General features: G+C 76.8%; 30 protein-coding genes. 9 read left to right on the forward strand and 21 right to left on the reverse strand.

What is annotated here, in order from left to right:
* Positions 1-91: 91 nt before the first annotated feature.
* The 6 genes from CS2_RS09380 to CS2_RS09405 all read right to left on the reverse strand — a co-directional run bounded on the left by CS2_RS09380 (position 92) and on the right by CS2_RS09405 (position 5,767).
* Complete coding sequence (locus CS2_RS09380) at positions 92-937, reverse strand: MetQ/NlpA family ABC transporter substrate-binding protein (protein WP_070319775.1); 846 nt, start codon at positions 935-937, stop codon at positions 92-94.
* 74 nt (positions 938-1,011) lie between these two features.
* Entirely contained in the window at positions 1,012-1,692 is a 681-nt protein-coding gene (locus CS2_RS09385) for a methionine ABC transporter permease (RefSeq protein ID WP_062102036.1), read from the reverse strand.
* Positions 1,692-2,699: a methionine ABC transporter ATP-binding protein gene (locus CS2_RS09390; protein WP_070319776.1), complete on the reverse strand. Its 1,008-nt coding sequence runs from the start codon at positions 2,697-2,699 to the stop codon at positions 1,692-1,694. Before CS2_RS09390 ends, CS2_RS09385 begins: the two co-directional genes overlap by 1 nt.
* 318 nt (positions 2,700-3,017) lie before the next feature.
* The gene (locus CS2_RS09395) at positions 3,018-3,980 is read right to left on the reverse strand and encodes an NAD(P)-dependent oxidoreductase (RefSeq protein WP_233421133.1); all 963 of its coding nucleotides are present in this window, start codon (positions 3,978-3,980) and stop codon (positions 3,018-3,020) included.
* A gap of 119 nt (positions 3,981-4,099) precedes the next feature.
* Positions 4,100-4,972: a tyrosine-protein phosphatase gene (locus CS2_RS09400; protein ID WP_233421134.1), complete on the reverse strand. Its 873-nt coding sequence runs from the start codon at positions 4,970-4,972 to the stop codon at positions 4,100-4,102.
* Between the two features lie 129 nt (positions 4,973-5,101).
* Complete coding sequence (locus CS2_RS09405) at positions 5,102-5,767, reverse strand: YqeB family protein (protein ID WP_156442075.1); 666 nt, start codon at positions 5,765-5,767, stop codon at positions 5,102-5,104.
* A 139-nt stretch (positions 5,768-5,906) separates the two neighbouring features.
* Here CS2_RS09405 and CS2_RS09410 point away from each other — a divergent pair, with 139 nt between their 5' ends.
* A complete protein-coding gene (locus CS2_RS09410; protein WP_070319797.1) occupies positions 5,907-6,863 on the forward strand; it encodes an Fpg/Nei family DNA glycosylase in 957 nt (318 codons plus the stop codon).
* 11 nt (positions 6,864-6,874) lie between these two features.
* On the opposite strand, the gene CS2_RS09415 is transcribed toward CS2_RS09410, so the two are convergent.
* Positions 6,875-7,567 carry a DUF1684 domain-containing protein gene (locus CS2_RS09415; RefSeq protein WP_070319779.1) on the reverse strand — a complete coding sequence of 231 codons (693 nt, stop codon included), beginning with the start codon at positions 7,565-7,567 and terminating at the stop codon, positions 6,875-6,877.
* A gap of 115 nt (positions 7,568-7,682) precedes the next feature.
* Here CS2_RS09415 and CS2_RS09420 point away from each other — a divergent pair, with 115 nt between their 5' ends.
* The gene (locus tag CS2_RS09420; protein ID WP_046529357.1) at positions 7,683-8,633 is read left to right on the forward strand and encodes an LLM class F420-dependent oxidoreductase; all 951 of its coding nucleotides are present in this window, start codon (positions 7,683-7,685) and stop codon (positions 8,631-8,633) included.
* 15 nt (positions 8,634-8,648) lie between these two features.
* On the opposite strand, the gene CS2_RS09425 is transcribed toward CS2_RS09420, so the two are convergent.
* Both CS2_RS09425 and CS2_RS09430 read right to left on the reverse strand, forming a co-directional pair.
* A complete protein-coding gene (locus CS2_RS09425) occupies positions 8,649-9,926 on the reverse strand; it encodes a glycosyltransferase 87 family protein (protein WP_052748333.1) in 1,278 nt (425 codons plus the stop codon).
* Positions 9,927-10,097: 171 nt separating this feature from the next.
* A complete protein-coding gene (locus tag CS2_RS09430) occupies positions 10,098-10,316 on the reverse strand; it encodes a hypothetical protein (RefSeq protein WP_070319780.1) in 219 nt (72 codons plus the stop codon).
* 161 nt (positions 10,317-10,477) lie between these two features.
* Between CS2_RS09430 and CS2_RS09435 the strand changes: the two genes are divergently transcribed.
* Positions 10,478-11,815 carry a uracil-xanthine permease family protein gene (locus CS2_RS09435; RefSeq protein ID WP_070319781.1) on the forward strand — a complete coding sequence of 446 codons (1,338 nt, stop codon included), beginning with the start codon at positions 10,478-10,480 and terminating at the stop codon, positions 11,813-11,815.
* Positions 11,816-11,885: 70 nt separating this feature from the next.
* On the opposite strand, the gene CS2_RS09440 is transcribed toward CS2_RS09435, so the two are convergent.
* Both CS2_RS09440 and CS2_RS09445 read right to left on the reverse strand, forming a co-directional pair.
* The gene (locus CS2_RS09440) at positions 11,886-12,578 is read right to left on the reverse strand and encodes a LytR C-terminal domain-containing protein (protein ID WP_070319782.1); all 693 of its coding nucleotides are present in this window, start codon (positions 12,576-12,578) and stop codon (positions 11,886-11,888) included.
* A gap of 40 nt (positions 12,579-12,618) precedes the next feature.
* A complete protein-coding gene (locus CS2_RS09445) occupies positions 12,619-12,915 on the reverse strand; it encodes a type II toxin-antitoxin system VapB family antitoxin (RefSeq protein WP_046529352.1) in 297 nt (98 codons plus the stop codon).
* 163 nt (positions 12,916-13,078) lie between these two features.
* Between CS2_RS09445 and CS2_RS09450 the strand changes: the two genes are divergently transcribed.
* Genes CS2_RS09450 through CS2_RS09460 form a run of 3 tightly spaced genes read left to right on the forward strand, consistent with a single transcriptional unit; the run spans position 13,079 to position 15,992 of the window.
* Positions 13,079-13,711 carry a CDP-alcohol phosphatidyltransferase family protein gene (locus tag CS2_RS09450; protein ID WP_070319783.1) on the forward strand — a complete coding sequence of 211 codons (633 nt, stop codon included), beginning with the start codon at positions 13,079-13,081 and terminating at the stop codon, positions 13,709-13,711.
* On the forward strand, positions 13,708-14,643 hold the full coding sequence (locus tag CS2_RS09455) for a phosphatidate cytidylyltransferase (protein ID WP_052748332.1): 936 nt from the start codon (positions 13,708-13,710) through the stop codon (positions 14,641-14,643). Before CS2_RS09450 ends, CS2_RS09455 begins: the two co-directional genes overlap by 4 nt.
* Positions 14,640-15,992, forward strand: a complete 1,353-nt coding sequence (locus tag CS2_RS09460; protein ID WP_082740046.1) for a lysophospholipid acyltransferase family protein — start codon at positions 14,640-14,642, stop codon at positions 15,990-15,992. Before CS2_RS09455 ends, CS2_RS09460 begins: the two co-directional genes overlap by 4 nt.
* Positions 15,993-16,025: 33 nt before the next feature.
* Here CS2_RS09460 and CS2_RS09465 read toward each other — a convergent pair whose 3' ends face one another.
* From CS2_RS09465 to CS2_RS09480, 4 genes are all read right to left on the reverse strand, one after another.
* Positions 16,026-16,769, reverse strand: a complete 744-nt coding sequence (locus CS2_RS09465; protein WP_070319784.1) for a DUF1129 domain-containing protein — start codon at positions 16,767-16,769, stop codon at positions 16,026-16,028.
* On the reverse strand, positions 16,766-17,149 hold the full coding sequence (locus CS2_RS09470) for a PadR family transcriptional regulator (RefSeq protein WP_070319785.1): 384 nt from the start codon (positions 17,147-17,149) through the stop codon (positions 16,766-16,768). The genes CS2_RS09465 and CS2_RS09470 overlap by 4 nt, the downstream gene beginning before the upstream one ends.
* Before the next feature lie 168 nt (positions 17,150-17,317).
* Positions 17,318-17,521, reverse strand: a complete 204-nt coding sequence (locus tag CS2_RS09475; RefSeq protein ID WP_046529349.1) for a cold-shock protein — start codon at positions 17,519-17,521, stop codon at positions 17,318-17,320.
* A 184-nt stretch (positions 17,522-17,705) separates the two neighbouring features.
* Complete coding sequence (locus tag CS2_RS09480) at positions 17,706-18,383, reverse strand: SRPBCC family protein (protein ID WP_233421135.1); 678 nt, start codon at positions 18,381-18,383, stop codon at positions 17,706-17,708.
* Between the two features lie 86 nt (positions 18,384-18,469).
* Between CS2_RS09480 and CS2_RS09485 the strand changes: the two genes are divergently transcribed.
* Both CS2_RS09485 and CS2_RS09490 read left to right on the forward strand, forming a co-directional pair.
* A complete protein-coding gene (locus CS2_RS09485) occupies positions 18,470-19,501 on the forward strand; it encodes a P1 family peptidase (RefSeq protein WP_070319786.1) in 1,032 nt (343 codons plus the stop codon).
* Between the two features lie 155 nt (positions 19,502-19,656).
* Positions 19,657-21,546 (forward strand): M48 family metallopeptidase, encoded by a 1,890-nt coding sequence (locus CS2_RS09490; protein ID WP_070319787.1) that lies wholly within the window; start codon positions 19,657-19,659, stop codon positions 21,544-21,546.
* A 49-nt stretch (positions 21,547-21,595) separates the two neighbouring features.
* Here CS2_RS09490 and CS2_RS09495 read toward each other — a convergent pair whose 3' ends face one another.
* The 3 genes from CS2_RS09495 to CS2_RS19545 all read right to left on the reverse strand — a co-directional run bounded on the left by CS2_RS09495 (position 21,596) and on the right by CS2_RS19545 (position 23,617).
* Positions 21,596-22,447: an SDR family NAD(P)-dependent oxidoreductase gene (locus CS2_RS09495; protein ID WP_070319788.1), complete on the reverse strand. Its 852-nt coding sequence runs from the start codon at positions 22,445-22,447 to the stop codon at positions 21,596-21,598.
* Positions 22,448-22,494: 47 nt separating this feature from the next.
* A complete protein-coding gene (locus tag CS2_RS19540; RefSeq protein WP_070319789.1) occupies positions 22,495-23,010 on the reverse strand; it encodes a mycothiol transferase in 516 nt (171 codons plus the stop codon).
* 121 nt (positions 23,011-23,131) lie between these two features.
* Positions 23,132-23,617, reverse strand: coding sequence for a hypothetical protein (locus CS2_RS19545; RefSeq protein ID WP_070319790.1), 486 nt, complete (start codon positions 23,615-23,617; stop codon positions 23,132-23,134).
* A gap of 180 nt (positions 23,618-23,797) precedes the next feature.
* Here CS2_RS19545 and CS2_RS09510 point away from each other — a divergent pair, with 180 nt between their 5' ends.
* Positions 23,798-24,022: a PLDc N-terminal domain-containing protein gene (locus CS2_RS09510; protein WP_046530858.1), complete on the forward strand. Its 225-nt coding sequence runs from the start codon at positions 23,798-23,800 to the stop codon at positions 24,020-24,022.
* A 42-nt stretch (positions 24,023-24,064) separates the two neighbouring features.
* Here CS2_RS09510 and CS2_RS09515 read toward each other — a convergent pair whose 3' ends face one another.
* The 3 genes from CS2_RS09515 to CS2_RS09525 form a co-directional block, all read right to left on the reverse strand.
* On the reverse strand, positions 24,065-24,355 hold the full coding sequence (locus CS2_RS09515; RefSeq protein WP_046530857.1) for a DUF1905 domain-containing protein: 291 nt from the start codon (positions 24,353-24,355) through the stop codon (positions 24,065-24,067).
* 61 nt (positions 24,356-24,416) lie between these two features.
* Positions 24,417-25,172 carry a phosphotransferase gene (locus CS2_RS09520; RefSeq protein ID WP_070319791.1) on the reverse strand — a complete coding sequence of 252 codons (756 nt, stop codon included), beginning with the start codon at positions 25,170-25,172 and terminating at the stop codon, positions 24,417-24,419.
* Between the two features lie 107 nt (positions 25,173-25,279).
* Positions 25,280-26,260 carry a S41 family peptidase gene (locus CS2_RS09525; protein WP_070319792.1) on the reverse strand — a complete coding sequence of 327 codons (981 nt, stop codon included), beginning with the start codon at positions 26,258-26,260 and terminating at the stop codon, positions 25,280-25,282.
* Positions 26,261-26,348: the final 88 nt, after the last annotated feature.

Here is a 26,348-nt window from a genome sequence, read left to right on the forward strand (position 1 = left end):
GGTGGTGGGTGGGTGGGGGCGTCCGCGGGCCGCGGACGACGACGGGCCGGGCGCCCTCGGTGAGGGTGCCCGGCCCGTCGGGTGCCGTGCGTCAGAACGCGGCGACGACCTCGCCGTCCGGCCAGCGCTTCTCGATGAACGCACGGACCTCGTCGGAGTGCAGCAGGCCGTCGAGCTTCACGAGCGCGGGGTTCGACTTGTCCTCCGAGCGCACCGCGAGGAAGTTCGCGTACGGGTTGCCCTCGCCGGACTCCAGCAGGATCGAGTCCTTCGCGGGGTTCAGGCCCGCCTCGAGCGCGTAGTTGCCGTTGATGATCGCGGCGTCCACGTCCTGCAGCGAGACCACGAGCTGCTCGGGCGCGGTCTCGACGAACTCGAGGTTCTTCGGGTTGTCCTTGATGTCGAGCAGGGTCGCGTCGCCGTCGGTCTCCTCGAGCGTGATGAGCCCGCCCTCGACCAGCAGGTCGAGCGCGCGCGACTGGTTGCCCGGGTCGTTCGTGATGCCGACGACGCCGCCGTCGGGGATGTCGTCGACCGACTCGACCTTCTTCGAGTACACGCCGTACGGCTCGATGTGCACGCCGTCGAAGTGGTCGAAGTCGAAGCCGTTCTCCTCGACCTGCGCCGTGAAGTACGGCAGGTGCTGGAAGTAGTTGGCGTCGAGCTCGCCCTCGGCGAGCGCCGTGTTCGGCAGCACGTAGTCCGTGAACTCGCGGATGTCGAGGTCCAGACCCGCGTCGGCAGCGAGCTCGTCCTGCACGAACTGCAGGATCTCGGCGTGCGGCACGGGGCTCGCGCCGACCACGAGGGTCGTGGTGCCCGACGCGTCGGTCGAGCCGGCGGTCGCGCCGGCGTCGGGGTCGTCGCCACCCGCGCAGCCCGTCATCACCAGGGCCGCTGCGGACAGGACGGCTGCGGTGCGGACGATTCTCTTCATCGCGGGTGTTCCTCTCAGGGTCCGTCCCCCGGTCGGGGACGACGTGCGGGGGCCGCGGTCGCGGCGGGGCGTGCTCACCTGTGGTCCAGGCGGCGGGCGACGGCGTCGCCGACGAGCTGGACCACGGTGACCAGCACGACGATGACGACGACGGACGTGTACAGGACGGTCGGGTCGAACCGCTGGAACCCGTAGGTGATCGCGAGGAACCCGAGGCCGCCGGCGCCGATCGCGCCGACCATCGCGGAGTACCCGATGAGCGCGATCACGGTGACGGTGAACCCGGAGACGATCGCGGGCAGCGCCTCGCGCACCAGCACCGCGCCGAGGATTTTCGGCGTCGTCGAGCCCATGACGCGCGCGGCCTCGACCTTGCCCGGGGCGACGTCGCGCACCGCGGTCTCGACGAGCCGCGCGAAGAACGGGATGGTCCCGAGGCTGAGCGGCACGACCGCGGCCTCCCACCCGAGGCTCGTGCCGACGATCGCCCGGGTCACGGGGATCACGGCGACGGCCAGGATGATGAAGGGCAGCGCGCGCAGCGTGTTGACGACGAACCCGAGCACGGCCGACGCCGTCCGGTTCGGCGTGAGCCCGTCGGACGCGAGCGAGCGCAGCAGCAGCCCCAGCGGCAGCCCGACGACGAGCACGACGAGCGCCGACAGCCCCACCATCTGGAGCGTCTCGACGGTCGCCTCGGGGAGCTTCTGCTGGATGACGCGGTTGGTCGTGAGCTCGATCCACAGGTCGCCCATCACGCCACCTCCCGCCCGGCGTCGGTGGCGGTCGGGACGGCGAGCGGGTCGAGCCCCGCGGCGCGCAGCCGCTCGACGACCTCCGGCACGCGCCCCGTCGGGGCGTCGACGATGAGCCGGCCGACCCGGACGCCGCCGAGCGGCTCGACCGTGGCGGACGCGACCTCGACGTCGTCGCCCAGCGCGGCGACCGCGGCGAACGCGACGCTGGTCGGCACGGCGTCGGTCGAGAACACGGCCTCGACGAGCGCGCGCCGGTCGCCGGGCGGCAGGTCGGGCACGGGCACCAGCGCGCGGGACAGCGGCGAGCCGACGGCCGTGACGACCTGCGCGAGCGCACCGGTCTGCACGACCCGGCCGTGCTCGAGCAGCGTCACGTGGTCGCACACGTCGCGGACCACGGCGGGCTCGTGCGTGATGACGACGACCGTGATGCCGAGCCGGTCGCGCAGGTCGCGCACGAGGCCGAGGATCTGGCGCGTGGTCTCCCCGTCGAGCGCCGACGTGGGCTCGTCGCACAGCAGCACGCCGGGCTCGGTGGCCAGCGCGCGGGCGATGCCGACGCGCTGCTTCTGCCCGCCGGACAGCTGTGCGGGGTAGGCGCCCGCGCGGTCGCCGAGGCCGACGAGGTCGAGCAGCTCGGCGACCCGGGCGGCGCGCTCATGGCGGCGGACCCCGGCGACCTCGAGCGGGTACGCGACGTTCGCGGCGATCGTGCGCGAGTCGAGCAGGTTGACGTGCTGGAAGACCATGCCGGTGCGGCGGCGGGCCGCGCGCAGCTTGTTCTCGGCGAGGTCGGAGATCGTCACGCCGTCGACCCGGACCGTGCCGGACGTGGGGCGCTCGAGGCCCGTGAGGCAGCGGATGAGCGTCGACTTGCCGGCGCCCGAGCGGCCGACGATGCCGTGCACGGTGCCGCGCTCGACGTGCAGGTCGATGCCGTCGAGGGCGACGACGTCACCGTCGGGCGACGCGTAGACCTTGCGGAGACCGGTCAGCTCGATCACGGGGGTCCTTCGAGGTGGTGCCGCGGGCGGGGCACGCAGGGTGCCGGTGCGGCGGGCGGGGGACGACCCGGGGCGCGGACGAGCGGCAGCGGGTCAGGGGAGCGCGCGAGGGGCGCGCGGGGTCGCCGTCAGCGACACATTCGGGCACGGCACATGCAGGCGGCGACGGCGTGGGCCGGTCGCGGCGCGTGCGTGTCGATGTGTGCCATGCCGGTCATGCAAGCACGCGGCGCGGACGCGCCCGCGCACCGTCTCGACATGTGGGACCACATGTCGAGACGGCGTGTCAGATCCCGTCGGACGTCTGCGACGGCGGTCTCACAGGTCCAGCAGCGGGATCACCGGCGGACCGGCGACGACGTTCTCCAGCGGGCGCTCCGCCAGGAGCGCGGTGAGCTGGCGCCGCGCGAGCTCCGTCAGCCGCGCCGCCGTCAGCGGCGTGCGCCGCCCCACCTCCGGCGTGACCAGCGCGTTCGGCGCCCGCCACAGCAGGTGGTCGGGCGGCAGCGGCGACGGGTCCGTGACGTCGAGCGCGGCCCGCAGCCGGCCGGACCCGAGCTCGTCGACCAGCGCGTCGGTGTCGACCACGCGCCCGTGCGCGACGTTCACGAGCAGCGCGTCGTCGTGCATCGCCGCGAGGAAGTCCTCGTCGACCAGGTGCGTCGTCGCGTCGGTGAGCGGCACCGCGAGCACCACGACGTCCGCGCGCGGCAGCAGGTGCGGCAGCTCGTCGACCCCGTGCACGCGGCCGTCGAGCGTCTCGCGCGCCGTGCGCGCCACGACCGTCACCGACGCGCGGAACGCGCGCAGCCGCGCGACGACCTCCGTGCCGACCGCGCCGGCGCCGACCACGAGCACCCGGCTGCCCGTGAGCGACCCGACCCGGCCCGGTGCGGGCGACCAGTGCTGCACGGTCATCCGGCGCGCCGCGTCGTCGATGCCGCGCAGCTGCGCGAGCGCGAGCCCGACCGCGAGCTCCGCCGCGCCGTCGGCGTGGACGCCTCGCGCGTCGGCCACCGTCACACCCGTCGGCAGGACGCCCGCGAGCCCGCCGTGCCACGCACCCGCGAGCTGCACGAACCGCAGGTGCGGCGCCTGTGCGACCCGCTCGAGCACGCGGGGGTCGGGCGTGCCCGGCACGAGCGCCGCGTGCACGTCGTCGAGCGTGAGGCCCGCCGGTCCGTCGTCGGCGGTCGGGTCCCACAGGCCCGTGCGGGCGCCGCGCGGCGGGGCCCCGAACATCAGGCGCAGCTCGGTGGTGGGGAACGTCCAGGTCAGCACGGACACATCCAACCGTGTCCGGGTTGCCTGCGTATGTCCGTCCGCCGTCGCGTGCGTCACCCGCGCGGGTGCTCCTCGTGGGCGACCCCGTGGCCGACCCCGCGGACGCCCCCGCGACGTCAGTCGACGAGCGCCGCGCGCAGCGCCGTGACCTCGTCGTCGGCCAGCCCGAGCCCGTGGGTCAGGTACCCGTCGAACGACCCGAACCGGTCCACCATCGCGTCGAGCGCGGTGTCGAGGTACTCGGCGCGGACCTCCAGCAGCGGCACGAGCAGCGCGGGGTCGCCGCCCGCGTCGGCGAACCGGTGCAGCAGCGGCCCGTACATCGCCCGGACCGTCGGGTTCACCGCCAGGTACTCCGCGCGCACGCCGTCGAGGTCGACGCCCGCGGCGAGCAGCAGCACGGTCGTCGCCCAGCCCGTGCGGTCCTTGCCGGCCGTGCAGTGGTACAGCACCGGGCCCGCCGCCGGGTCGAGCACGTGGCGCAGCAGCGTCGCCCAGCCCGCGCGGGCGGCGTCGCCGACGACCAGGTCGACGTAGGTCTCGCGCATGCGCGCCGCCGGGTCGAGCGCCGCGAGGGCCTGCTCGAGCCGCTGCGGGTGCGCCATGAGCTCCGTGAGGTCGGCCGCCGGTGCCTGCGGGTCCTGCGTGAGCACGTCGGCGTGGACGCCGCGCGCCCCGGCCGGCAGCACGTCGGGCGCGGCCGCGCGCTCGGCGGCGGTGCGCAGGTCGACGACGGTCCGCACGCCCAGCGCCGCGATCGCGGGGTCGGCCGCGATGGCCGGCGCGCGCAGCTCGGCCGAGCGGAGCGCGACGCCCCGGCGCACGGTGCGGCCGTCGGCGGTGCGCCGGCCGCCGACGTCGCGCAGGTTCGCGAGCACGTCCGACGCGACGACGTGCGGGTCGGTCGCGGTGCGGGCGCCCGGTGCGGGCGCGGGCTCGCCGGTCGGCGTCGTGGGCGGGTGCGGGGGCAGCGTCGCGTCGTCGTCCACGCCCCGAGCCTGGCACACGTCGTCACCGCCCACCCCGGGAGCCGCGGGTCGCCGACGAGCACGAGGACCACCGGTCACCACGGGGGGCGAGGTGACCGGTGGTCGGTCTCGGGGGAGGCGGCCGGGGCGTCAGCCCGTGCGGCGGACCTCCTGGCGGTCGCGTCGGTCACGCACCGCGACGCCCAGCGTGCCGAGCTCGGACGCGAGCGCGTCGGCCGTCGCGGGGTCCTCGTCGCCGAGGGCCGTGCGGCGCCGCACGAGCAGCGCGTCGGCGCCGTGCGGCGTGCCGGGCCGGCCCTGCACCCAGCGCCGCCACTCGCCGGCGTACGGGTCGCCGTCGTCGGACCACGGGTACCCCGCGGCGCGCAGCGCGGCACCCGTGCGGCGCAGCAGCGCGTCGGCGGGGCAGCGCAGCAGCTGCCGGCCGCCGCACCCCAGCACCACGAGGTCGTCGCCGTCGGCGTGCACGTGCTCGACCGCGGCGCGCGGCACGAACCGCTCGTGGCCGTGCCGCGCCACGCCGATGCCGTCGGTCGACACCTCGACGACCCCGACGTCCTGCCGCCAGCGCTCCCAGCACCACACCCCGGCGGCGCCGCCGAGCACCGCGACGACCCCCACCTCGGGCGCGGCCGGCGCACCCAGCAGCAGGTCGCGCAGCCACGGCAGGGGGACCAGCACGGCGTCGGCCCACACCACCAGGGGCTCGAGGACGCCGCCGACGCCCGCTCCGAGCACCAGCCCCACGCCCGTCAGCACGGTCAGGGCGCGCCCGCCCAGGGCGACGGCCGTCACGGCGCCGGCGTCGTCCGTCGACCCGTGGGCCGCCGCGACGGGGGCGCGGTGCGACGACACGCCTCCCCATCGGTCACGACGCCACGGAACGAAGGGACGACGGGCGCCCGTGTCGGCGCCCCCTCGTAGGGTGGGCGCCGTGCCCGAGGGTCATACCGTCCACCGCGTCGCCCGCCAGCTCACGCTCGACCTCGTCGGGCGGCCGCTCGCCGTCTCGTCCCCCCAGGGCCGCTTCGCCGCCGGTGCGGCCCGGCTCGACGGCCGCACCATGACGCGCGCGTCGGCCGTCGGCAAGCAGCTGTTCTGCGCGTTCGGCGACGACGACGTGCTGCGCGTCCACCTCGGCCTGTACGGCGCGTGGGACCTCTACGGCGACGTCAGCCCGCTCGGCGACGGCGAGCGCGTGCGCGGCAGCCTGGGCGCGCCGCGCGTGCGCCCCGGCGCCGCGATGGACGCCCAGCCCTCGACCCGCCGCCTGCGCATGGGCGAGGACGAGACCGAGCACGCCGCCGACGACGGCCTGGAGTGGCCGCCGCCCCCGCTGGGTCAGGTGCGCGTCCGGCTCGACTCGGGGTCGGTCGTCGCGGACCTGCGCGGGCCGTCCGCGTGCGAGGTGCTCACCGCCGACGAGGCCGCGCTCGTGCGCGCCCGGCTCGGCCCCGACCCGCAGGAGGTCGAGGACCTCGACGCCGCCGGTGACGTGGTCGTCGAGCGCGTGACCCGCCGGAACGTCCCGGTCGGTCAGCTGCTCATGGACCAGGCGGTCGTCGCGGGCATCGGCAACATCTACCGCGCCGAGCTGCTGTTCCGGGCACGGCTCGACCCGTGGACGCCCGGCCGGCGCGTGCCGCCCGACACTGTCCGCGCGCTGTGGCGGGACTGGGCCGTGCTGCTCGCCGACGGCATCCGCGACGGCGTCATGCTCACGCGCGAGGACCTCGACGCGGCCGGCCGTGCGCAGGCCCGGCACGACCCCACCGCGCGGCACTGGGTGTACGGGCGCGGCGGTCTGCCGTGCCGCGTGTGCGGCACGCCCGTGGTCGTCGAGGAGATGGCCGCGCGCAAGCTGTACCGCTGCCCCGCCTGCCAGGTCTGAGCCCGGCGGCGTCAGGCGTCGGTGCGCGCCACGGGGTCGTCGCCCGTGCCGCCGTCGGCGGGGCCGTCCGCCCCGGGGTACGGCGCCGTGCGCTCACCCACCGGCACCTCGGCCGCGAGCGTGTTGGCCCGGGTCGCGAGCGGGCACGCCCACGCCGGGTCGTACGCGCACGACGGCGCGTACGCGAAGTTCAGGTCCACCACCAGGCGGCCCACGTGGTCGGTGCCGAGGTCCGCGCCCTTGATGGTGTCGAGCACGTAGCGGCCCCCGCCGTACGTCACCGTGCCGGCGAGCGCGTCGCGCACCGGCAGGAACAGCCCGCCGGCGTACCCGCGCACCGACCAGAGCGTCAGCCGCCCGAGGTCCCCCAGCTCGACCACGCCGATGCGGTCGAACCCGACGACGCCGTCGGTGCCCGTCGCGACGTCGAGACGCTGCTGGCCCGCGCGCTCCACCTCGACCTCGAACCGGTACGCCGGGTCGTACGGCGCGACGTCCAGCCCGTCGAAGACGGCCCGTGCGTCGGCCGTCAGCGGCGACGCCGGGTGGTAGGCGAACAGCTCGTCGCGCTGCTGCACCCACACCGCGTGCGCACCGGCGGGATCGTCGACCGCGAGCGCGCGGACCTGCGCGTACGTCTGCGACGTGCGACGACGCCAGTCGGCGACGTCGAGGGCTGCGGTCAGGGGCGTGGCGTCGTGCACGTGTCCACCGTCGCAAGCGCGGGCCGCTCGCGCACCTCGAACGCGCGCGCGCCGACGCCGTTCACCCGCCCGCGCCACGGCAGCCCCCGACGGCGGGGCGTGCGAGGCTGACGGCATGGATCTGCGCATCTTCACCGAGCCCCAGCAGGGCGCCAGCTACGACGACCTCCTCGCGGTCGCGCGTGCCACCGAGGACCTCGGCTTCGACGCCTTCTTCCGCTCCGACCACTACCTGGTGATGGGTGACGGCGACGGCCTCCCCGGCCCCACCGACGCGTGGACCACGCTCGCGGGCCTCGCGCGCGAGACGAGCCGCATCCGGCTCGGCACGCTGGTGTCGGCCGCCACGTTCCGGTACCCGGGCGTGCTCGCGATCCAGGTCGCGCAGGTCGACCAGATGTCCGGCGGGCGCGTCGAGCTCGGCCTGGGGGCGGGCTGGTTCGCGGCCGAGCACGCCGCGTACGGCATCCCGTTCCCCGAGAAGCGGTTCGGCCTGCTCACCGAGCAGCTCGAGATCGTCTCGGGCCTGTGGGGCACGCCCGTGGGGGAGACGTTCAGCCACGCGGGCGAGCACTACACGCTGACGGACTCGCCGGCGCTGCCGAAGCCCGTGCAGCGCTCGCCGCTCGACGCGTCGCGCGCGGGCGTGCCGATCATCGTCGGCGGCGGCGGTCCGACGCGCACGCCGCGCCTGGCCGCGCGGTTCGCCGCCGAGTACAACCAGTCGTTCCCCGAGGTCGCGAGCGTCCCGGCGCGCATCGCGCGGATCAACGAGGCGTGCGTCGAGATCGGTCGCGACCCGGGCACGCTCGTGCAGTCCGTCGCGCTCGTGATGTGCGTCGGGCGGGACGAGGCCGAGCTCGCGCGGCGCGCCGCGGCGATCGGGCGCGAGGTGCCCGAGCTGCGCGAGCACGGCATCGCAGGAACCCCGGGCGAGGCCGTCGAGCGGCTCACGTGGCTCGCCGAGCAGGGCGTGCAGCGCGTGTACCTGCAGGTCCTGGACCTCGCGGACCTCGAGCACCTGCAGCTCGTGGCCGACGAGGTCGCGCCGCACCTGCCGCGCTGACCTCGTGCGCGGACGTCAGTCCGCGGCGGCGGTCCGGGCGACCACGGCGTCGTCCGGACCGCCGCGCGTCGCGGCCGCGGCGTCGGCGCGGACCGACGCGCGGGGGTCGTGGCCCGGCGGACGCAGCAGGTGCGCGACCGCGACCACGAGCAGCACGACGAGCGTCACGTTGCGCGCCGCGAGCACGAGCGTCGCGAGCGGCCACCCGGACACCACGTCGCCGTACCACCACGGGTAGACCCACTGGGTCGCGGCGGCGACGCCCAGCAGCGTGACCGCGGTGCGCCGCCACCACGGGCGCCCGAGCGCGAGCGCGACGGCCACCGGCGGTGCGAGCCACGACTGGAACTGCGGGCTGCCGACCTTGTTCGCGACGATCAGCGTGAGCGCCAGGACGAATGCGCCGCGCAGCACGAAGTCGCCCCGCAGGACGTCGTCCGACCAGAACCGGGCGCCGTCGCGGCGCCGGCACCACCACAGCAGCGCGGTCACGGCCAGCACGCCCGCCACGAGCACCGCGCCGAGCGCGTCGGCCGTGGCCTGCGTGCCGGGGCCGTCGATCTCCCACGTGACCAGGCCGCGGTTGAAGACGTGCTCGACGCGCGTCGTGAACAGCCCCGCGACGAGCCACGGCGTGGCCGCCACGGCCTCGAGCTGCAGGCCGCGCGCGTCCTGCTCGAGCACGAATGACGCGACCTCGTCGCCGCCGCCGAGCAGGGCGACCGTGCCCACCACGAGCGCGCACACCGCGGCGCCCGGCAGCACGACCCGCCGCCAGGGGCGTCGGGTCGCGAGCAGCAGCGGCAGCACCGCCGCGCCGGGGGCGACCTTGACCCACGCGCCCAGCGTGAGCAGCGCGGTCGAGGTGCGCGGGTGCGTCAGCGCGACCAGCAGCGCGACGAGCGTCACGGGTGCGGCGACCGCGTCGAGCCGGCCGATGGCGACAGGGCCGAGCAGCACGAGGAACGCGAGCCACCACACGGCCGCGACGTGGCCGTTGCGGCGCCGGAGCAGCAGCGCGACGGCGGCCGCGTCGAGCGCCGTGACGAGGCCGCACCAGGCGAGCGCGTAGGGCGCGTCCGGCGTCACGCCCGCGACGCCGGCGGCCAGCATCGGCAGCAGCGCGGCCGCCGGGTAGACCCACGGGCCGTCGAGCACGGGCCACGTCCCGGTGGTCAGACCGGTCGCGACCCAGCGCCGGTAGAGGTCCACGTCGCCGAACGACGCGCGCGCGAGCAGCGTCGTGCCCAGGTACGTCAGCCACAGGTGGGCGAGCACGAAGGCCAGCCACACCAGGGGTGTGCGGAGACGCGTCGGGACGACGGGTGCGCTCAGGGCGGGCCTCCGGTGTCGACGGCGGGTGAGGCGGCGTCAGGGTACGGGACGCGCGTGTGCGCGCCGGTCCGGTCGGACCGGGTGCGACGACGGCCCGGCGCGCCGCAGCACGGCGCGCCGGGGCGCGCCTCAGACCGTGCGGTGCGGCGGGACCGTGGTCGGTGCGCCGTGCATGCCGCCGGGTGCGGGAGGGAAGCCCGGGGCGGCCTCGGCGGGGTCGGCGTCCTCGCGCTCGTCGGGGGCCGGGTCGGCCGTCGGTGCGGTCGCGACGACCGGGTCCGGCGTGCCGTCGGTGCGCGCCGCGGCCTCGTCGTCGAGCGGCTCGTCAGGGCTCGTGGGGACGGACATGGTCGGTCTCCTTCCGTGGTCCGGCAGCGGGACCTCCACCGTCCCACGGGGGGTCGCGCGCCGCGCGGCGACGTGCGCCCGCGCGCCGCGACGGTCGTCCCGGACGCCGGGTCCGCGGGGTCGCTACCCTCACGTCGGCGGTGACGGCGAGAGGCGGAGGCATGAGCAGCTGGGGCTGGACGACGCACGGCGACGGGCGCACCGTCGCACCGGGCGAGGTGGTGGCGCCCGACGAGCGCCTGGCGTGGGGTCGCACGATCGGCATCGGCATGCAGCACGTCGTCGCGATGTTCGGCGCGACGTTCCTCGTGCCGCTGCTCACGGGCTTCTCGCCGCAGACGACGCTGTTCTTCTCGGCGCTCGGCACGGCGGTGTTCCTGCTGCTCACGCGCAACAAGCTGCCCAGCTACCTGGGCTCGAGCTTCGCCTTCATCGCGCCGGTCGGGGCGGCCACGGCGGCCGGCGGCCAGTCCGTCGCGGTGGGCGGGATCCTCGTCACCGGGCTCGCGCTCGTGCTGGTCGGCGTGGTCGCGCACGTCGCCGGCACGCGGTGGATCGACGCGCTCATGCCCCCGGTGGTGACGGGCACGATCGTCGCGCTCATCGGCTTCAACCTCGCACCGGCCGCGTGGGGCAGCTGCCAGGACGGCGGGTCGTGCTCGGGGTTCCGGGCCGCACCCGTGACGGCGACGGTGACGCTGCTGTCGATCATCCTCGCGACCGTGCTGTTCCGCGGGATCCTCGGGCGGCTCTCGATCCTCGTCGGGGTGCTCGCGGGCTACGCGGTCGCGCTCGTGCGCCACGAGGTCGACCTGGACCCCGTGCGGGACGCGGCGTGGATCGGCCTGCCGCCGTTCGTCACCCCGACGTTCGACGTCGCGGTGCTGGGCCTGTTCCTGCCTGTCGTGCTGGTGCTCGTCGCCGAGAACGTCGGGCACGTGAAGTCGGTCGCGGCGATGACGAACCGCGACCTCGACCCGTACGTGGGCCGTGCGCTCATGGCGGACGGCCTCGCGACGACGCTCGCGGGCACCGGCGGCGGGTCGGGCACGACGACGTACGCCGAGAACATCGGCGTCATGGCGGCGTCCCGCGTGTACTCGACCGCCGCCTACTGGGTCGCGGCGGCCACGGCGCTCGTGCTGTCGCTGTCGCCCAAGTTCGGTGCGTTGGTCGCGACCATCCCCGCGGGCGTGCTCGGCGGTGCGGCGACCGTGCTGTACGGCATGATCGGCCTGCTCGGCGCCCGCATCTGGGTGCAGCACCGCGTCGACTTCTCCGCGCCCGTGAACCTCATGCCCGCGGCCGTCGCGCTCATCATCGGCATCGCGAACTTCGTGTGGACCGCGGGTGACCTGCGGTTCGAGGGCATCGCGCTCGGCACGGCCGCCGCGATCGGGCTCTACCACCTCATGCGGCTCGTGGCCCGGTGGCGGGGGACGAGCCAGGAGCCCGCGACGCCGGCCTCGGTGCCCGGCGGCGACGAGATCACGCACTGACGGGCACCGGTGCGCGGTGCACGTCCGCCGCGCACCGGCCCCTCCGTCGGCCGCTCGGCCGGCGGGTCGCTCAGCCTGCGGGCTGGTCGCCCTCGGCAGGCTGCTCGCCCTCGGCCGGCTGCTCGCCGTCCGCGGGCTGCTCGCCCCCGTCAGCCTGCTCGCCGTCCTGGGTCGCGGCGGTGAGCTCGGAGAACGGCGTGCAGCCGCTCGGCCCCACGAGCGGGGTCGCCGGGTCGAGCACGACCTGCTCGGGCGGCAGCAGACCCTCGAACCCGGACCCGACGGTGAGGTCGATGCGGGCGTCCGCACGGTCGGCGAGCTGCAGCACGGCGTCCGGCAGGTACGCGAGCAGCGTGTACGCGGCCGCGCTGCCGGCCGGTCCGTAGACGATGCGGCCGACCCCGGACACCGACGGCGCGTTGTCGGTGGCGCCGACGACGAACCCGAGCCCGGTCAGCGACTGGGCCGTCTGCCGCGCGAGCCCCGCCGTGCCGGCGCCGTTGTACACGTCCACCGTGATCTGGTCGTTCGGCACGGGCAGCGCGCCCTCGGGCGGGCAGTAGACCGCGACGCTCTCCGCCGCAGCGGTCGGCTTCGCGGAGAAGCCGCGCTCGAAGAACGGCAGCGACAGGTTGTCGGTGTACATCGCCGCCGCGCCGAGCCCGGCCACGCCCAGCCCGGCGATGAGCACGCCGAACACGACGGCCTGCCGCTCGTGCACGTGCCGGCGGCGCAGCGCGCGCGCCCGGTCCTGGTCGCTCATGCTGCGCCCCCCGTCCTTCGCTCGACCCGGTCGCCGTGCGTCACGTCAGCACCAGCACCCGCGCGTGCAGCAGCGCCCGCTGGTGCAGCGCCGCGCGCACCGCGCGGTGCAGCCCGTCCTCGAGGTAGAGGACACCCTTGTACTCGACGACGTGCGCGAACAGGTCGCCGTAGAAGGTCGAGTCCTCGGCCAGCAGCGCGTCCAGGTCGAGCGTGCGCTTGGTGGTGACGAGCTCGTCGAGCCGCACCTGCCGCGGGGCGACGTCCGCCCACTGCGCCGGGGTCGTCAGCCCGTGGTCCGGGTACGGGCGCCCGTCGCCCACGGCCTTGAAGATCACGGGCCGAGTCTAGGGGGTCGGTGGCGGCCTGCCCGGGAGCGTCCACCTCGCGTCCCGGGCCTCACCTGCGGCGCGGGCGGCCCGTCGGTGCGAGCGTGGTCCGGACGGGTGAGCGGCGGACGCCGTCGGGCCCGGTCGGCGTGCCGTCGCTACAGTCGCGGGCATGCCGTCGCTGTACGCGCTCAAGCCCTGGTACACCCGGCGGCTGCACCGGTTCGTCGCGGGTGCCGTCGCGCGCGGGACGTCGCCCGACCTGTTCACGGCCGTGGGCGTCGTCGCGGCCGCGCTCGCGGGCGTCTCGCTCGCGTTCGCGTGGTGGCCGCTCGCGTTCCTGCTCCTGGCGGCGCGGCTCGCGGGCGCCAACCTCGACGGCGCGGTCGCGCGCGCCCGCGGCGTGTCGCGGCCGTGGGGCTTCGTGCTCAACGAGCTGGGCGACCGCGCGTCCGACCTGCTGATGTTCGCGGGTCTGGCGGTGCTCGCCGTCCGCACGGGCGGCGAGCCGCTCGTCGGGCTGTCGCCCCTGACGTGGGTGCTCGTGGCGGCCGTGGCGGCGACGCTGCCGACGGTCGTGTCGGTGTCCGGCGCGGGCGCGGGGGCGCCGCGGCTCAACGGCGGGCCGCTCGGCAAGACCGAGCGGTGCGCGCTCGCGGTCCTCGGCGCCGCGCTGCCCGGTCTGCTCGCGGGGGTCGCGCTCGTGGTCGTCGTCGGCTCGGTGCTGACCGCCGTGCTGCGCGCGCGCCGGATCCACCGCTCGCTCACGCGCGGGCCGGTCGGCTCCCCGGGGACGGTCGCGTGAGCGTCGACCCCACGCAGCGCCCGGGCGTGCTCGACCCGCTCGCCGCGTGGACCGGGCTGGACCGCACGGCGTACGCGCTCGACCTGCGGCTCGGCGGCTGGCACGTCGACCTCGACGGCCGGGCCGTGTTCCTGCTCGCCCTCACCGCGGGGATCCTCGCGGTCGCGGCCGTGCCCGTGCTCGCGTCGCGCCGGCCCGAGCTGCGGCGCCGCTGGACGACGTGGGCGCTGATCCTGCCCGTCATCGGCGTCCCGATGTGGCTCGGCCCGGGGCCCACGGCCGTGCTCGCGGCGCTGCTCGCGCTGCAGGCGGTGCGCGAGTACGCCGCGATGACGCGGCTGCCGCGCCCCGAGACCGCGATCCTGCTGGTCCTCGCGGTCGCCTACCCGCTCGCGGCGTGGCTCGACCCGGCGCTGCTCGGGCTCGTGCCGCTCGTGGCGCTGCTGTGCGCCGTGCCGGCGGTGCTCGCGGGCGACGTGGACCGCGGCGTCGAGCGCGCGACCGGTGCCGCGTTCGGGTCGATCTGGTTGTGCTGGTCGCTCGCGCACCTCGTGCTCGTCGGGTCGGACGCGTTCCTGCTGTGCTTCGCGGCCGCGGCGGCCGACGTCGCGGCGTGGTGCGGCGGGCAGGGGCTCAAGCGGTTCGCGTGGGCGCGTCGACCGCTGTCGCCGCTCAGCCCCAACAAGACCGTCGGCGGGCTCGTCGGGGCGGCGATCGGTGGCACGCTCGTCCTCGTGGTGCTCGGCGCGGTGTCGCCGGGACTGGTCGTCGCGGTCGTGCTCGGCGGTGTGGGAGGTGACCTGGTGGAGTCGATGGTGAAGCGGCGCGCGGGCGTCAAGGACGCGGGCACGTGGTTGCCCGGGTTCGGCGGCCTGCTGGACCGCGTGGACTCGCTGCTGCTGGTGCTGCCGCTCGCGTGGGTGCTGGCGTGAGCGCCGACGACCGCACGACGGCCGCCGACGACGCCGCGTCCTCCCCGGCGGCGGACACCCCGGGCGCTGCGGGCGCGCCCCCCGCGCACGGTCACCACGGCGGTCACGCGGGCGACGTGCTCGCGGCCTCGGGCGACGCGCTGCGGCGCCTGCGCCGCCGGGTGGGCCTGCCGCCGGGCTTCAACCTCGCCGGTGCCGTGCGGCACACCGTCTGGCGCAACGTGTTCCACCTGGTCGGCGGGTTCCGCGTCGTGGGCTCGGCGCCGTACGAGGCGATGGTCGTGGTCGCGAACCACTCGTCGCACGCCGACACCCCCGCGCTCATCGCGGCGTTCCCCGCGCCGTACAAGCCGGTGGTCGTCGCGGCCGACGACTACTGGTTCGACAACCCGTGGAAGGCCCGCGCGCTCCGGCTCGCGATCGGCGCGGTCCCGGTGCGGCGGCAGGGCGGCGGCGGGTACGAGTCGCTGCTCGACGGCGCGACGCAGGTGCTGGGCAGCGGGTCGAGCCTCCTGGTGTTCCCCGAGGGCACGCGGTCGACCGACGGGCGGCTCGGGCGGTTCCGCAGCGGCGCGCTGCGCATCGCGCAGGAGTTCGACGTGCCGATCCTGCCCGTGGCGGTCGTGGGCACGCACGAGCTGCTCGCGAAGAAGGGCCGCCTGACGCCGGGTCCCGTCGAGGTGCGGGTCGGTCACCCCGTCGACCCGCACGGCCTGACCGACATGGCGCCGCTCGTGGCGCAGATCGAGGGCATGCTCGCGGCCGGCCCGCCCGTGCCGTCCCGGTCGCGCACGTGGCGCGTGCTGCGGGGCGTGATGTCCGGCCCCGCGGGCATGGTCGGAGCGGTGGCCTGGGGCTTCGCCGAGGCCGTGAGCCTGCCCGTGACGTCCGAGATGTACCTCGTGCTGGTCGCGGCGTCCCACCCGCGGCGCGTCGTGCCGGCCGCCGCGTGCCTCGCGGTCGGGTCGGTCGCGGGCGTGCTCGTGACGCGCGCGCTCACGGCGCGCGGCGAACGCCCGCCCGCGCCGCTGACGACGCCCGCCATGCGGACCCGCGCCGCGGCCGACCTGGCGGTCGGGGCGCGCGGCATCTGGCGGCAGGCCCTCAACGGCGTCCCGGTGAAGGTGTACGCGGCCGAGGCGGGTGCCGCGGGCGTGCCCGCGGTGCCGCTGGCCGGGCACGCGCTCGGCGCGCGGGGTGCGCGCGCGCTCGCGGTCGGTGCGGTCGTCGGGGCGGCGGCGGGCGTCGCGGCGCCGGTGCTCCGCCGGTTCTACGGCCCGTACCTCGCGGCGGCGGGCGTCACGTTCGGCGTGGGGCTCGCGGCGGTCGTGCGGCGCTGGAGCCGCTGACCGCCGCGAGCCCGCCCGCGGGCGCCGGCCCCGTCAGCGCGACAGCAGGACCACGCCGACGACCGCGAGCACCGCGATCGCTGCCTGCACGCCCGTCGTCACCAGCGTGAGCCGGCCGGTCTCGCGGCGGGCGGCGGCGAGCGCGGCCTCGCGGTCGCCGCCGGGGGCGACGACCGGGTCCTCGAGGGTCGGGCGGCGGCGCGCCAGGACGACGGCCGCGAGCGCGACGGCCGCGCCGCCGAGCGTGACGGGCGCGGCGGGGAGCGTGGCGACCTCCCACGCACGTCCCAGCAGCACCAGCACGACGGTCGGCACCATGGGCGCCATCACGACGAGCGACGCGCGCAGCGGGGAGCCGGTGACGAGGAACCGCAGCAGGGGCGTGCCGTAGCGCTGCAGCACGAACGGCGTGACGACCACGACCACGACGACCGCGAGGATCCCCACGGTCAGGGTCAGGGCACCTGACGTCACCCAGGCGCCGAGGCCGTTGAGCGCGGCGACGAACCCGGCGGCGCCGAGCGCGTAGGGCACCATGTCGCGGGGGTCGTCGGGCGTGGGGCGCGCCGCGGTCTCGGCGACCTGCTCGGCGTACCGGGTCGCGTCGCCGAACGCGTCCTGCGCGGTCGTGCCGGAGTCGAGCACGTGGGTCTCGATCTCGGTGAGGACGTCGCCGATCACGTCGCCGGGGACGTCCCGCAGGCGCAGCTCGAGGACGAGCGCCTCGGTCCAGTCGGGGTCGACGTGCGGTGCGAGGGTCGCGGGGTCGAGGCTCACGGGGCCACCTCCGGTGTCGTGACGAACATCTGGGTGAGGGCGGCGAAGCGCGACCAGCGCGCGCCCTCGTCGTGCAGGTGCGTGCGGCCCGCGGCGGTGAGCGCGTAGTACTTGCGCCCGGGGCCGCCGTCGCCGGGCCGCCACTCCTCCTCCACGAGGCCCGCGGCGTGCAGGCGCGCGAGCAGGGGGTAGAGCGTGCCGCCCTTGATCTCCCCGAGGCCGGCGGCGGCGAGCCGCTGCGCGATCTCGTAGCCGTACGTGGCGCCGGCGGTGAGCACGCGCAGCACGCACAGCGTGAGGACGCCGCGCAGCCAGTCGCTCGGCCAGTCGGCCGGTGCGGCGGTGCCGGGGGTGTCCTCGGCGCGGGAGCGGGTGGGCATGGCTAGACAGTACGACTGACTAGGTAGGAACACAACCTAGGTGCTCCGCCGGGTCCGACCCGCACCTCGGTACGTCGTCGAACCCCGACCCCGGAAACGGCGAAGGGCGCCCCGACCCGGAGGTCGGAGCGCCCTTCGCGAGAGCTGTCAGGCTCGCTGAGCGGAGGCTCAGGCGGGCTCGACGTTCGAGGCCTGGGGGCCCTTGGGGCCGGCCTGCACGTCGAACTGCACGCGCTGGTTCTCCTCGAGCGAGCGGTAGCCCTGCGTCTGGATGGCCGAGTAGTGGACGAAGACGTCCGGGCCGCCGTCCTCGGGGGCGATGAAGCCGAAGCCCTTCTCGGCGTTGAACCACTTCACGATGCCAGTAGGCACTGTCATTCTCCTCATGCGTGTACTACGACCCCGACGACCGGGACCGGGTGAATCACGGTGGCCGTCGTCCGCTCCGGAGAAGGTGGACAAGCACAGCACTGCGACTACGGGTACACAGTAGCCGGACACGGGCGTGCGAAGCGAGGCCTTCACCCCAAGTCGTCCCGGCCCGGACGGCGGACGCTCAGCCCGTGGACCCCTCGGCACCCGCGAGCACGCGTGCGCGCAGCCCGCGCAGCATGCCCCGCGTCATCACCGTGCTCAGCAGGCACGACGGCTCCGCCACGAGCCGCGACGCCGCCGACGTGTACACGTACCGCTCGCGCACCACGACCCGCGTGCCCCCGCGGGGGTCCGGCCGCAGCACGAACGCCCACGAGAACCCGTACGGCGGCGGCGCGGCCCCCGCCGGCGCGTCCGGTCCGCGCAGCACGAGCGCCCGGCCCGGGTCGACGACCGCGACGTCCAACCCCTTCGCGGGGTGCAGCCGCACCACGTCACCCACCGCGAGGTCCTGCCACGCGGGCTCCACCCGGTCGGCCGAGCGGATGTCGCAGCCGACCAGGTTCTCGAGCACGTCGTACGAGTAGAACCCGCCGCGCCCCTGCCCGATCTGCACGAGCCACGGCCACACGTCCTGCGGACGTGCCGCGACACCGATCGCGCGCGTCGCGACGAGGTCCGCGCCCGGCGTCAGGTCGTCGCCCGGCAGCGTCGCGTCCAGCTCGTCCTCGCGCGCGCCCCACTGCAGGCCCCACGCGCGCGCCACGGGCAGGCCCGCGACGCCCAGCGCGAGCGTCGTCCCCAGCACCTCGCGCGGGCGCGGCAGCGGCAGGCGCAGGGTCAGGTGTCGGCGGTCCACGCGTCCACCGCACCACGCGGTGCCCGCGGGCGGTTGAGCCGAACGTCCCGTCCGTCGCGCCGGGCCGGGCGTGCCACGCTGGGTCGATGAGCAGCCAGCCCGACCCCGCCGGCACCGCCACGTCCCCGACCGGCGCCCTCACCGACGTGCGCGGCGTCCGCGTCGGGCACGTGCAGCGCTCCGGCGACGGGTGGCTCACCGGCGTGACCGTCGTCCTCCCGCCACCCGGCACGGTCGGCGGCGTCGACGTGCGCGGCGGCGGCCCCGGCACGCACGAGACCGACGCGCTCGACCCGCGCACGCTCGTGCCGACGGTCGACGCGGTCGTGCTCACGGGCGGCAGCGCGTTCGGCCTCGTCGCCGCGCACGGCGCGCAGCGGTGGTGCGCCGAGCAGGGGCGGGGGTTCCCCGTGTCGCCCGTGCCGGGCCGCGTCGTGCCGATCGTGCCGGCAGCGGCCGTGTTCGACCTGGGACGCGGCGGCGACTTCGCGGCGCGCCCCACCGAGCAGATGGGCCACGACGCCGCGGCCGCCGCGCACGCGTCGGGCGACGGCGCACCCGTCGCGCGGGGCGGGGTCGGCGCCGGCACGGGTGCGGCGCTCGCGGGCGCGTCCTACCGCGGCGGCGTCGGCACGGCGTCGGTGCGCCTGCCCGACGGGCCGGCCGCGGGCGTCGTCGTCGGCGCGCTCGTCGTCGTCAACGCCGCGGGCGCGCCGACGGGCCTCGGCGCCCCTGCCGCCGCACCCGGCGGTGCGCTCGACGCCGACGGCGCGCGCGTCGTCGACGCCCCCGCCGACCCGCCGCTCAACACCACGCTCGTCGTCGTCGCGACCGACGCCGCGCTCGACCCCGCCGAGACCTCACGCACCGCGACCACCGCCCACGACGGGCTGGCGCGCGCGCTCGACCCCGTGCACACGCTCGCCGACGGCGACACGGTCTTCGCGCTCGCGACCCAGGCGGTCGCGCTGCCCGCCCCGCGACCCGACCGCGTCGCGGCGCTCGTCGCGGTGCAGGCGGCCGCCGCCACCGCGGTCGAGCGCGCGGTCGTCGACGCCGTGCGGTCGGCGCGCGGCGTGCGCACGCCCGCGGTCGAGCTGCCGGGCTGGACGGACTGACACCCGGCCGACGGACCCCCGCGGCACGCCGCGCCCGGCCCGCACGGCCACGTCACCCGGACGGTCCACGTCCCGCGCGCCCGGGCGCTGCCGCGACTCGCTACGCTCCCGCTCGCACGGACCCGCGACCGGGTCCCCCCGAGCCGGGAGCCAGCATGAGCACGAGGACGCGCGCGGCAGTCGCGGTCGGGACACTGATCGGGTTCTACCTGTTCGCCGGAGCGCTCGTGGTCGGCCTCGGGCTGCTCGCGGTCCTGGCCGTCCGGTCGGGCTCGGGCGCCAACGGCGTCAAGCTCGCGGCCTTCGCGGCGCTCGCGCTGGGCGGCATCGTCGTCGCCCTGTGGAAGGTCGCCCGGGCGCGCCCGGCGCCGCCCTCCGGCCCGCTCGTGCTGCGGTCCGACGCGCCCGAGCTGTGGGGTGTGGTCGACGAGGTCGCCGCGCTCGCGGGCACGGCCGGGCCCGACGAGATCCGGCTCGTCCCCGAGGTCAACGCCGGCGTCATGGAGGACGCGCGACTGCTGGGCCTCGTCGGTGGCACGCGGCGGATGGTCCTGGGCGTTCCGCTGCTGCACGGCCTGACCGTCTCCCAGCTCCGCTCGGTGCTCGCGCACGAGCTCGGTCACTACTCGCACGACGACACCCGGCTGTCGGTGGTCGTGCACCGGGGTCGGGAGGTCATCGGCGCGACCGTCGAGCAGCTCTCGGGGTCGCTGCCCGGCTGGCTGCTGCGGCAGTACGGCAAGCTCTACCTGCTGGTCTCGGCCGCGACGAGCCGTCGCCAGGAGCTCGCGGCCGACGCGTTGTCCGTCCGCGCCGTGGGCCGTGCGACCGCGCAGTCGGCGCTGCGCGAGGTCGGCGTCGTCGACGCCGCGTGGGACTTCTACCTGGGTCAGTACGTGAGCACGGGGTGGGACGTCGGCCTCGCCCCGTCTCCCGCGGCGTTCTTCGGCGGGTTCCCGCAGCTGCTGGCCGCACGTCACGGCGAGCTCGGCGACCTGCGCACCGCGTCGTCCGACGGCCGCGGCAGCCGCTGGGACAGCCACCCGCCGACGGACGAGCGGCTCGTCGCGATGGACGGCCTGCCCGACGTCGCGCACGTGCCCGACGGTCGCCCCGCGCGCGTGCTCGTCCCGCGGCTCGATCAGCTCGCGGCCGCGCTGGCCGACGAGACGGTCGCCTACGAGGACCGTCGCCGGCTCGACTGGCCCGACCTGGTGCCGCCCGCCGTCGCGGCGGACGAGCAGCGCCGCGCCGACGCCGTGCACCGCGTGGTCGCCCGGCTGGCGGGCGTGCCGCGCGGCAGCGTGGGCGCCCTGCTCGACCTGGTCGAGCAGGGGCGTGGCGTGCAGCTCGCGCGCGAGCTCGGCCTCGAGCCCGCTCCGGTCCACGCACCGGACGCCAACGCCTTCGGCGGTGCGACCCTCGTGGACGCGCTGGCCTCCGTGCTGGGAGCCGCGCTCGTCGCCGCGGGCGCCGCGCGGTGGACGCTCGACTGGGCCGGCCCCGCCGCGCTGCGCACGACGGCCGACGAGCCCGTCGACCTCGCCGCGCACGCCCGGCGCGCGGCCGACCCCGCGCAGGTCGCGCACGTGCGCGCCTGGCTCGTCGACCTGGGTGTGGACGTCGAGGCGGTCGGCCAGGTCGCCGAGCGTGCGACCGCGCACGGCGCGAGCGTCGTCGCCGGGCTCGCGACCGTGGCTGTCGACGGTGCGCCCCACGACGTGCTGGTCCTCGACCGCGGCCTCGTCCTGGTGCCGTGCCCCAAGAAGCCCGAGGGCGGCAAGGCCCGGCTCGCCGCCTACCTCGACGTCCCGGTGCACCGCCTCGCCGAGACGCACCGCTACGTCGCCTACGAGGACGTGCGCGCGGCGACCGTCCGGCGCGCGGTGCCCGTGCACGCGGTCCTCGCGCTGCACGACGGCACGACGATCGTGCTGAAGGAGCGGTGGACGGGCGACACGCTGACGAAGCAGTCGCAGGAGGTGCTGGCGGGCCACCTGGCGTCGTTCGCGCCCCTGGACGAGGCGGCCGCCCGGACCCCGTGAGGCTCGCCCCGGCCGGGCCGCACCCGGACCGGCGCCTCGCGTCGGCCCCTCAGGCCAGGCCCAGCAGCTCCTCGCTGCGCTCCCACAGCACGCGCGCGAGCGTCGGGTCGTCGCCGCGGTGGTTGACGCGCGCGATCCGGCCGTCGGCCCAGTACTGGCCGGACGGCCAGTCGACGTCGGGCCGCTCGCCGGCCAGGCGCACGAGGTCCGCGGCGCCCTGCTCGGGCGTGCGCAGCACGCGCTGGCCCAGCGGCGACCGGTAGAACCAGCCGAACAGGTCGTGCGACGTGCCCGCGAAGCTCGTCGCGACGCCGCCCGGGTGCACGGCCCCCGACGCCAGGCCCGCGCGGTGGTACCGGCGGTGCAGCTCGCGCGTGAACAGCAGGTTCGCGAGCTTCGCGTCGGCGTACGCGCGGAACGGCACGTAGCGCCGCTCGTCCTGCCGGCCGCCCAGCACCAGGGCGTCGGCCGTCGTCAGGCGCGACACGCGGTGCGCCGCGCTCGACGTCGTCACCACCGCCGGGCCGTCCGACGCGAGCAGGCGGTCCAGCAGCAGGTGCGTCAGCAGGAACGGCGCGAGGTGGTCCACCTGGAACGTCGTCTCGAGGCCGTCCTGCGTCCACGTCAGCTCGGGGAACAGGCCGCCCGCGTTGTTCACCAGCGCGTCGATGCGCGGGTGCGCCGTGAGCAGCTCGTCGGCGAGCGCGCGCACCTGCGCCAGGTCCGTGAAGTCCGCGAGGTGCGCGGTCGCCCCGGCCTCGGCCGCGACGCGCCGCGTGCGCTCGGCGTTCCGGCCGACGACGACGACCTCGTGGCCCGCCGCGGCGAGCGCGCGCGCCGCGGCGGCGCCGATCCCGTCGCTCGCTCCCGTGACGACGACCGTGCGGGGGTGGTGGGTCACGCGGGGCTCCTCGGGGTGCGGGATCGTCGGACGGGCGTCGGCGGGGGTCAGCGGGCGTCGAGCAGCCCGCGCAGGTACGCGGCCTGCCCGGTGTGCTCGAGGCAGTCCGCCAGCACGCTGACGAGCCGCACGCCGAGCGTCACCGGCGGGTCCCACTCCTCGTCGACGACCGTGCCGAGGTCGTCGTCGTCGATCCGCTCGAGGTACGCCAGGGTCTGCGCGGTCGTCGCGTCGAGGTAGCCGAGCAGCAGCGCCGGGTCCGCGTCGACGCGCGCGACGTCGGCGGGGGACTGGCCGTAGCCGGTCGCGTCGGCGGCGAACGGCAGCGCGAGGCGCGCCGCCCAGCCGTCGGCCGTCCACACCTGCTCGACGCCCGCGAGCGGCGCGACCTGCGCGTCCTGCACGCGCGCGGTGTGCCACACGAGCCACGCGAGCGTGTTGGCGCGCGGGCCGGGGCGCCACGTGCGGCCCGCGACGTCCACGCCCTCGAGCGCGCGTCGCAGCGCGGGCGGCACCCGCTCGAACCCGTCGGCCAGCACCGTGCGTGCACCTGTTCCCGTCACGGGCCCGACGCTACGACGCGCGGCTGTGCGCCGCACGGCGACCTCGCGTGCCGGGGTCCCGCTGCGTGGGTGCCGGGCGTGGGTGCCGGGCGGCGGGTGCCGGCGTGCGTCGTGACGCGGATCAGCCGACGGTGCCGATGACGCGCAGCCGCGTCCCGAGCGCGACGTCCTCGACGCGCACGCGGAGCCCGCGCGCGGCCGGGAACGCGTCCCCGACCAGCGGGCCGAGCCGGTCGAGGTCGACCTCGACGACGGTCGCGCCGTCCTGCGTGGACGCGGTCGCGACACCGGCCGGCAGCTTCCCGAGCTGGTCTCGGACGCCGTCGGTGACGAACCCGGAGAGGTCCAGGCGCACCTTCGGGTGCGACGCGACCAGGGCCACGCGCCATCGCCGCCCCTCGACGCCGCGGTCCTCGACGCGCACGTCGACCGGTCCGGCCATCCGCGTCGCGAGGCGCACGGCCCCCGGGACGCCGGGCAGCTCGTGCACCCGGACCCGGGCGTGCACCGCGCGGTCGTCGCCGCGGACGTCGGTGACCGCGGGCGGCAGCGCGTCGGCCGCACGGGCCAGCGCGAGGGCCTCGTCGAGCGTGAGGGTGAGCTCCATGCGCCCAGGCTACGAGCGGGCGGCGGCACACGCGGGGCGGCGGGCGCACCGCTGCGGGGCCGCGTCGGGTGCGTGGCGTCGGCCGGCACGGCAGCGGGACGTCCGGCCCTGCGGCGCGCGCCGGGACGCGGGACGATGGGGGCGACGCCGTGCGTGACGGCACCGACCGAGGAGGGCGGCATGCACCTGCAGCACCAGAGGTGGAGCGACCTGAGCGCGCGGCGGCGCGTCGGCGTCGTGGTCGTGTCGGCGGCGCAGCTCGCGCTCACGGCCGCGGCGTACCGGGACCTCGCGCGCCGTGATGCCGACGAGGTCAACGGCCCGAAGGCGGCGTGGGCGCTCGCGATCCTCGTGAACTGGGTCGGACCGCTCACGTACTTCGCGAAGGGGCGCGTGCGGTCCTGACGCCGGGCCCTGACACGGTTCCGACCGGCGAGGCCGCGACCGTCACACGTCGACGAGCCGGAGCCGGACCCGCACGGCGTCGCCGACCGCAGCGCCCGCGGCCTCGCGCACCGCGCGCTTGACCGGCAGCACGAACGTCTCGCGGCGCTTGTCGGGGAACAGCGACGTGCGCCACGTCGTCGGGCCCAGAGTCACCTCGACGCGGACCGACCCGAACCCGCCCTGCCGGCCGCGCGTCAGGTCGTCGACCTCGTCCGCGACGTCGAACGGCAGGTCGACGAACACCCAGGACCCGGCCTGCCAGAGGGTGGTCTCGACGTCGTACTGCGGCACGCCGCGACCGTACCCGGGGGCGCCCACACGCGGGGTCCCGCGCCGGCGCGCCGAGCGCGGGTCAGGCGACGGTGCCGGGCGCCGCGTCGACCGCGCCCGACGCCAGGTCGCGCAGCAGCCGCGCCCCGGCCTGCACGGTGTCCGGCGGCATGCCGTCACGCAGACGGCGCGCGACGACGTCGTCGAGCCGCGCGAGCGGGTCCCGCTCCGCGACGGCCGCGAGGAACGCGACGAGCAGCGCGCGCAGGTGCGGGCGCGTGACCGCGACGGCCGCGACGTCCCCCGCGGCGCCGTCGACGCCCGCGACCGTGGCCTCCGCGAGCACGATCGCCGTGTGCCCGAGGTCGAGCGCCGGGTCGCCCGTGCGTCCCGACGCCCAGTCCACGACCACGGGCCCGTCGGCCCCGAGCAGCACGTTGGCGGGGTGCAGGTCGAGGTGCAGCACGCGGTCGCCCCCGGCCGTGCCGAGCGGCGGGGGCAGCGCGTGCAGGCGCGCGTGCAGGTCGGCCAGCACCGCGGCGACCGCGTCGGCGTCGAGCGTGCCGGCGACGTACGCCTCCAGCAGCGTCGGCCCGTCGACACGCTCCATGACCATGCCGCCCGGCTCCTGCTCGTGCAGCGCGGGCACGGGGTAGCCGTGCGCGGCGACGTGCCGGTGCAGCGCGACCTCGGTGGTGGTGTCGCGGCCGTCGAGGTAGCGGCGGCGCACGAGGCCCGGGCCGGCGTCGAGGACCACCGCCTCGCGGCCGCGCGCGACGACCGCGCCGTCGGCGGGCTTCCCGGCGGTCGTGGCGTCGGGGTGCTCGGCGGACGTCACGACGCACGTCCCGGGCGGCGGTGCGGGGCGGCGGCGGTCACGACGCGAGCGTAGGGCCCGGTCGGAGTCCGGTGCGGGCGGTTCGCGCGGTGCACGCCGCCGAGGCGTCAGGCGCAGCCCTGCTCGGTGAGCCACGCGCGCGCGGCGTCCGCCGCGGCGGCCCCGCTGCCCGTGTCCGTGTCCGGTGGGATCGGCTCCTCGCCCAGCAGCTCGCCGGTGTGCGACTCGGTGACGCCGACCGTGAGCTGCAGCGTCGCGCCCGTGTAGAGGGGGATCTGCTGGTTCACGCTCGCGTAGCCCGCCGTCGGGACGCCGAACACGTGGACGTGGTCGCGGCCGCGCAGCGCGATGAGCGTCTGCTCGCCCGAGCTCGCGGTGCGCTCGTCGACCAGCACCGCGACGGGCACGTCCAGGCGGGGCGACGCGCGGGGCGCCGTGATCGACGTGCCGCCGCCCGTGACGCGTCCGCGCGTGAGCCGCACCTCGCTGCGCCGCTCGCCGGTCACGAACGTCTGGAGCACGCCGTCGGGCAGGAGCTTGGCCACGCCCGCGACCATCGGGCCCATGTCGCCGCCGGAGTTGCCCCGCAGGTCCACCACGACGCCGCACACGCCCGGCTCCGCGAGACCCGTCGCGAGCGTGTCGGTGTACGCCTGCGCGGCCGCGAGGTCGCCCGTGAACTCGGGCACGACGAGCGTCGCGACGCCGCCGTCGCGCTCGACGGACGCGGGCTGCTGCGGTGCAGGAGCGGTGTCGCCGGTGCGCGCCGGGACGAGGGTCGAGTGCGGGCCGCCGGCGACCTGCACGGCCTCGGCGAGGATCGCGTCGACGTCCTCGAGCGTCGCGGCCGTCGCGATCGCGCCGCGGGCCCGCTCGCGCTCGTCGTGCCACTGCGGCGACGACGCGTGCAGCCCGCCGTCGAGCATCGTCAGGACGGTGTCGCCGTAGCGCTGCGGCGTGGGCGGCACGAGCCAGACGTTGAAGCGGGGCCCGACGAACCACACGAGGCCGACGCCGGCGACGACGAGCAGGAGGACGGCGCTCAGGAGCGCGACGAGCAGACGGCGGGCACGACGGGGGCGGGGCACGGTGTTCCTTCCGGGGGGCTGCTCCCAGCGTCGCCGGTGCGGCGGGGCGAGCGCTTCCCCCGGGGGTCTGACCTGCGCGGGCGCCGCG

Source organism: Cellulomonas iranensis NBRC 101100 = JCM 18110, from assembly GCF_001552375.1.
Classification (GTDB): domain Bacteria; phylum Actinomycetota; class Actinomycetes; order Actinomycetales; family Cellulomonadaceae; genus Cellulomonas; species Cellulomonas iranensis.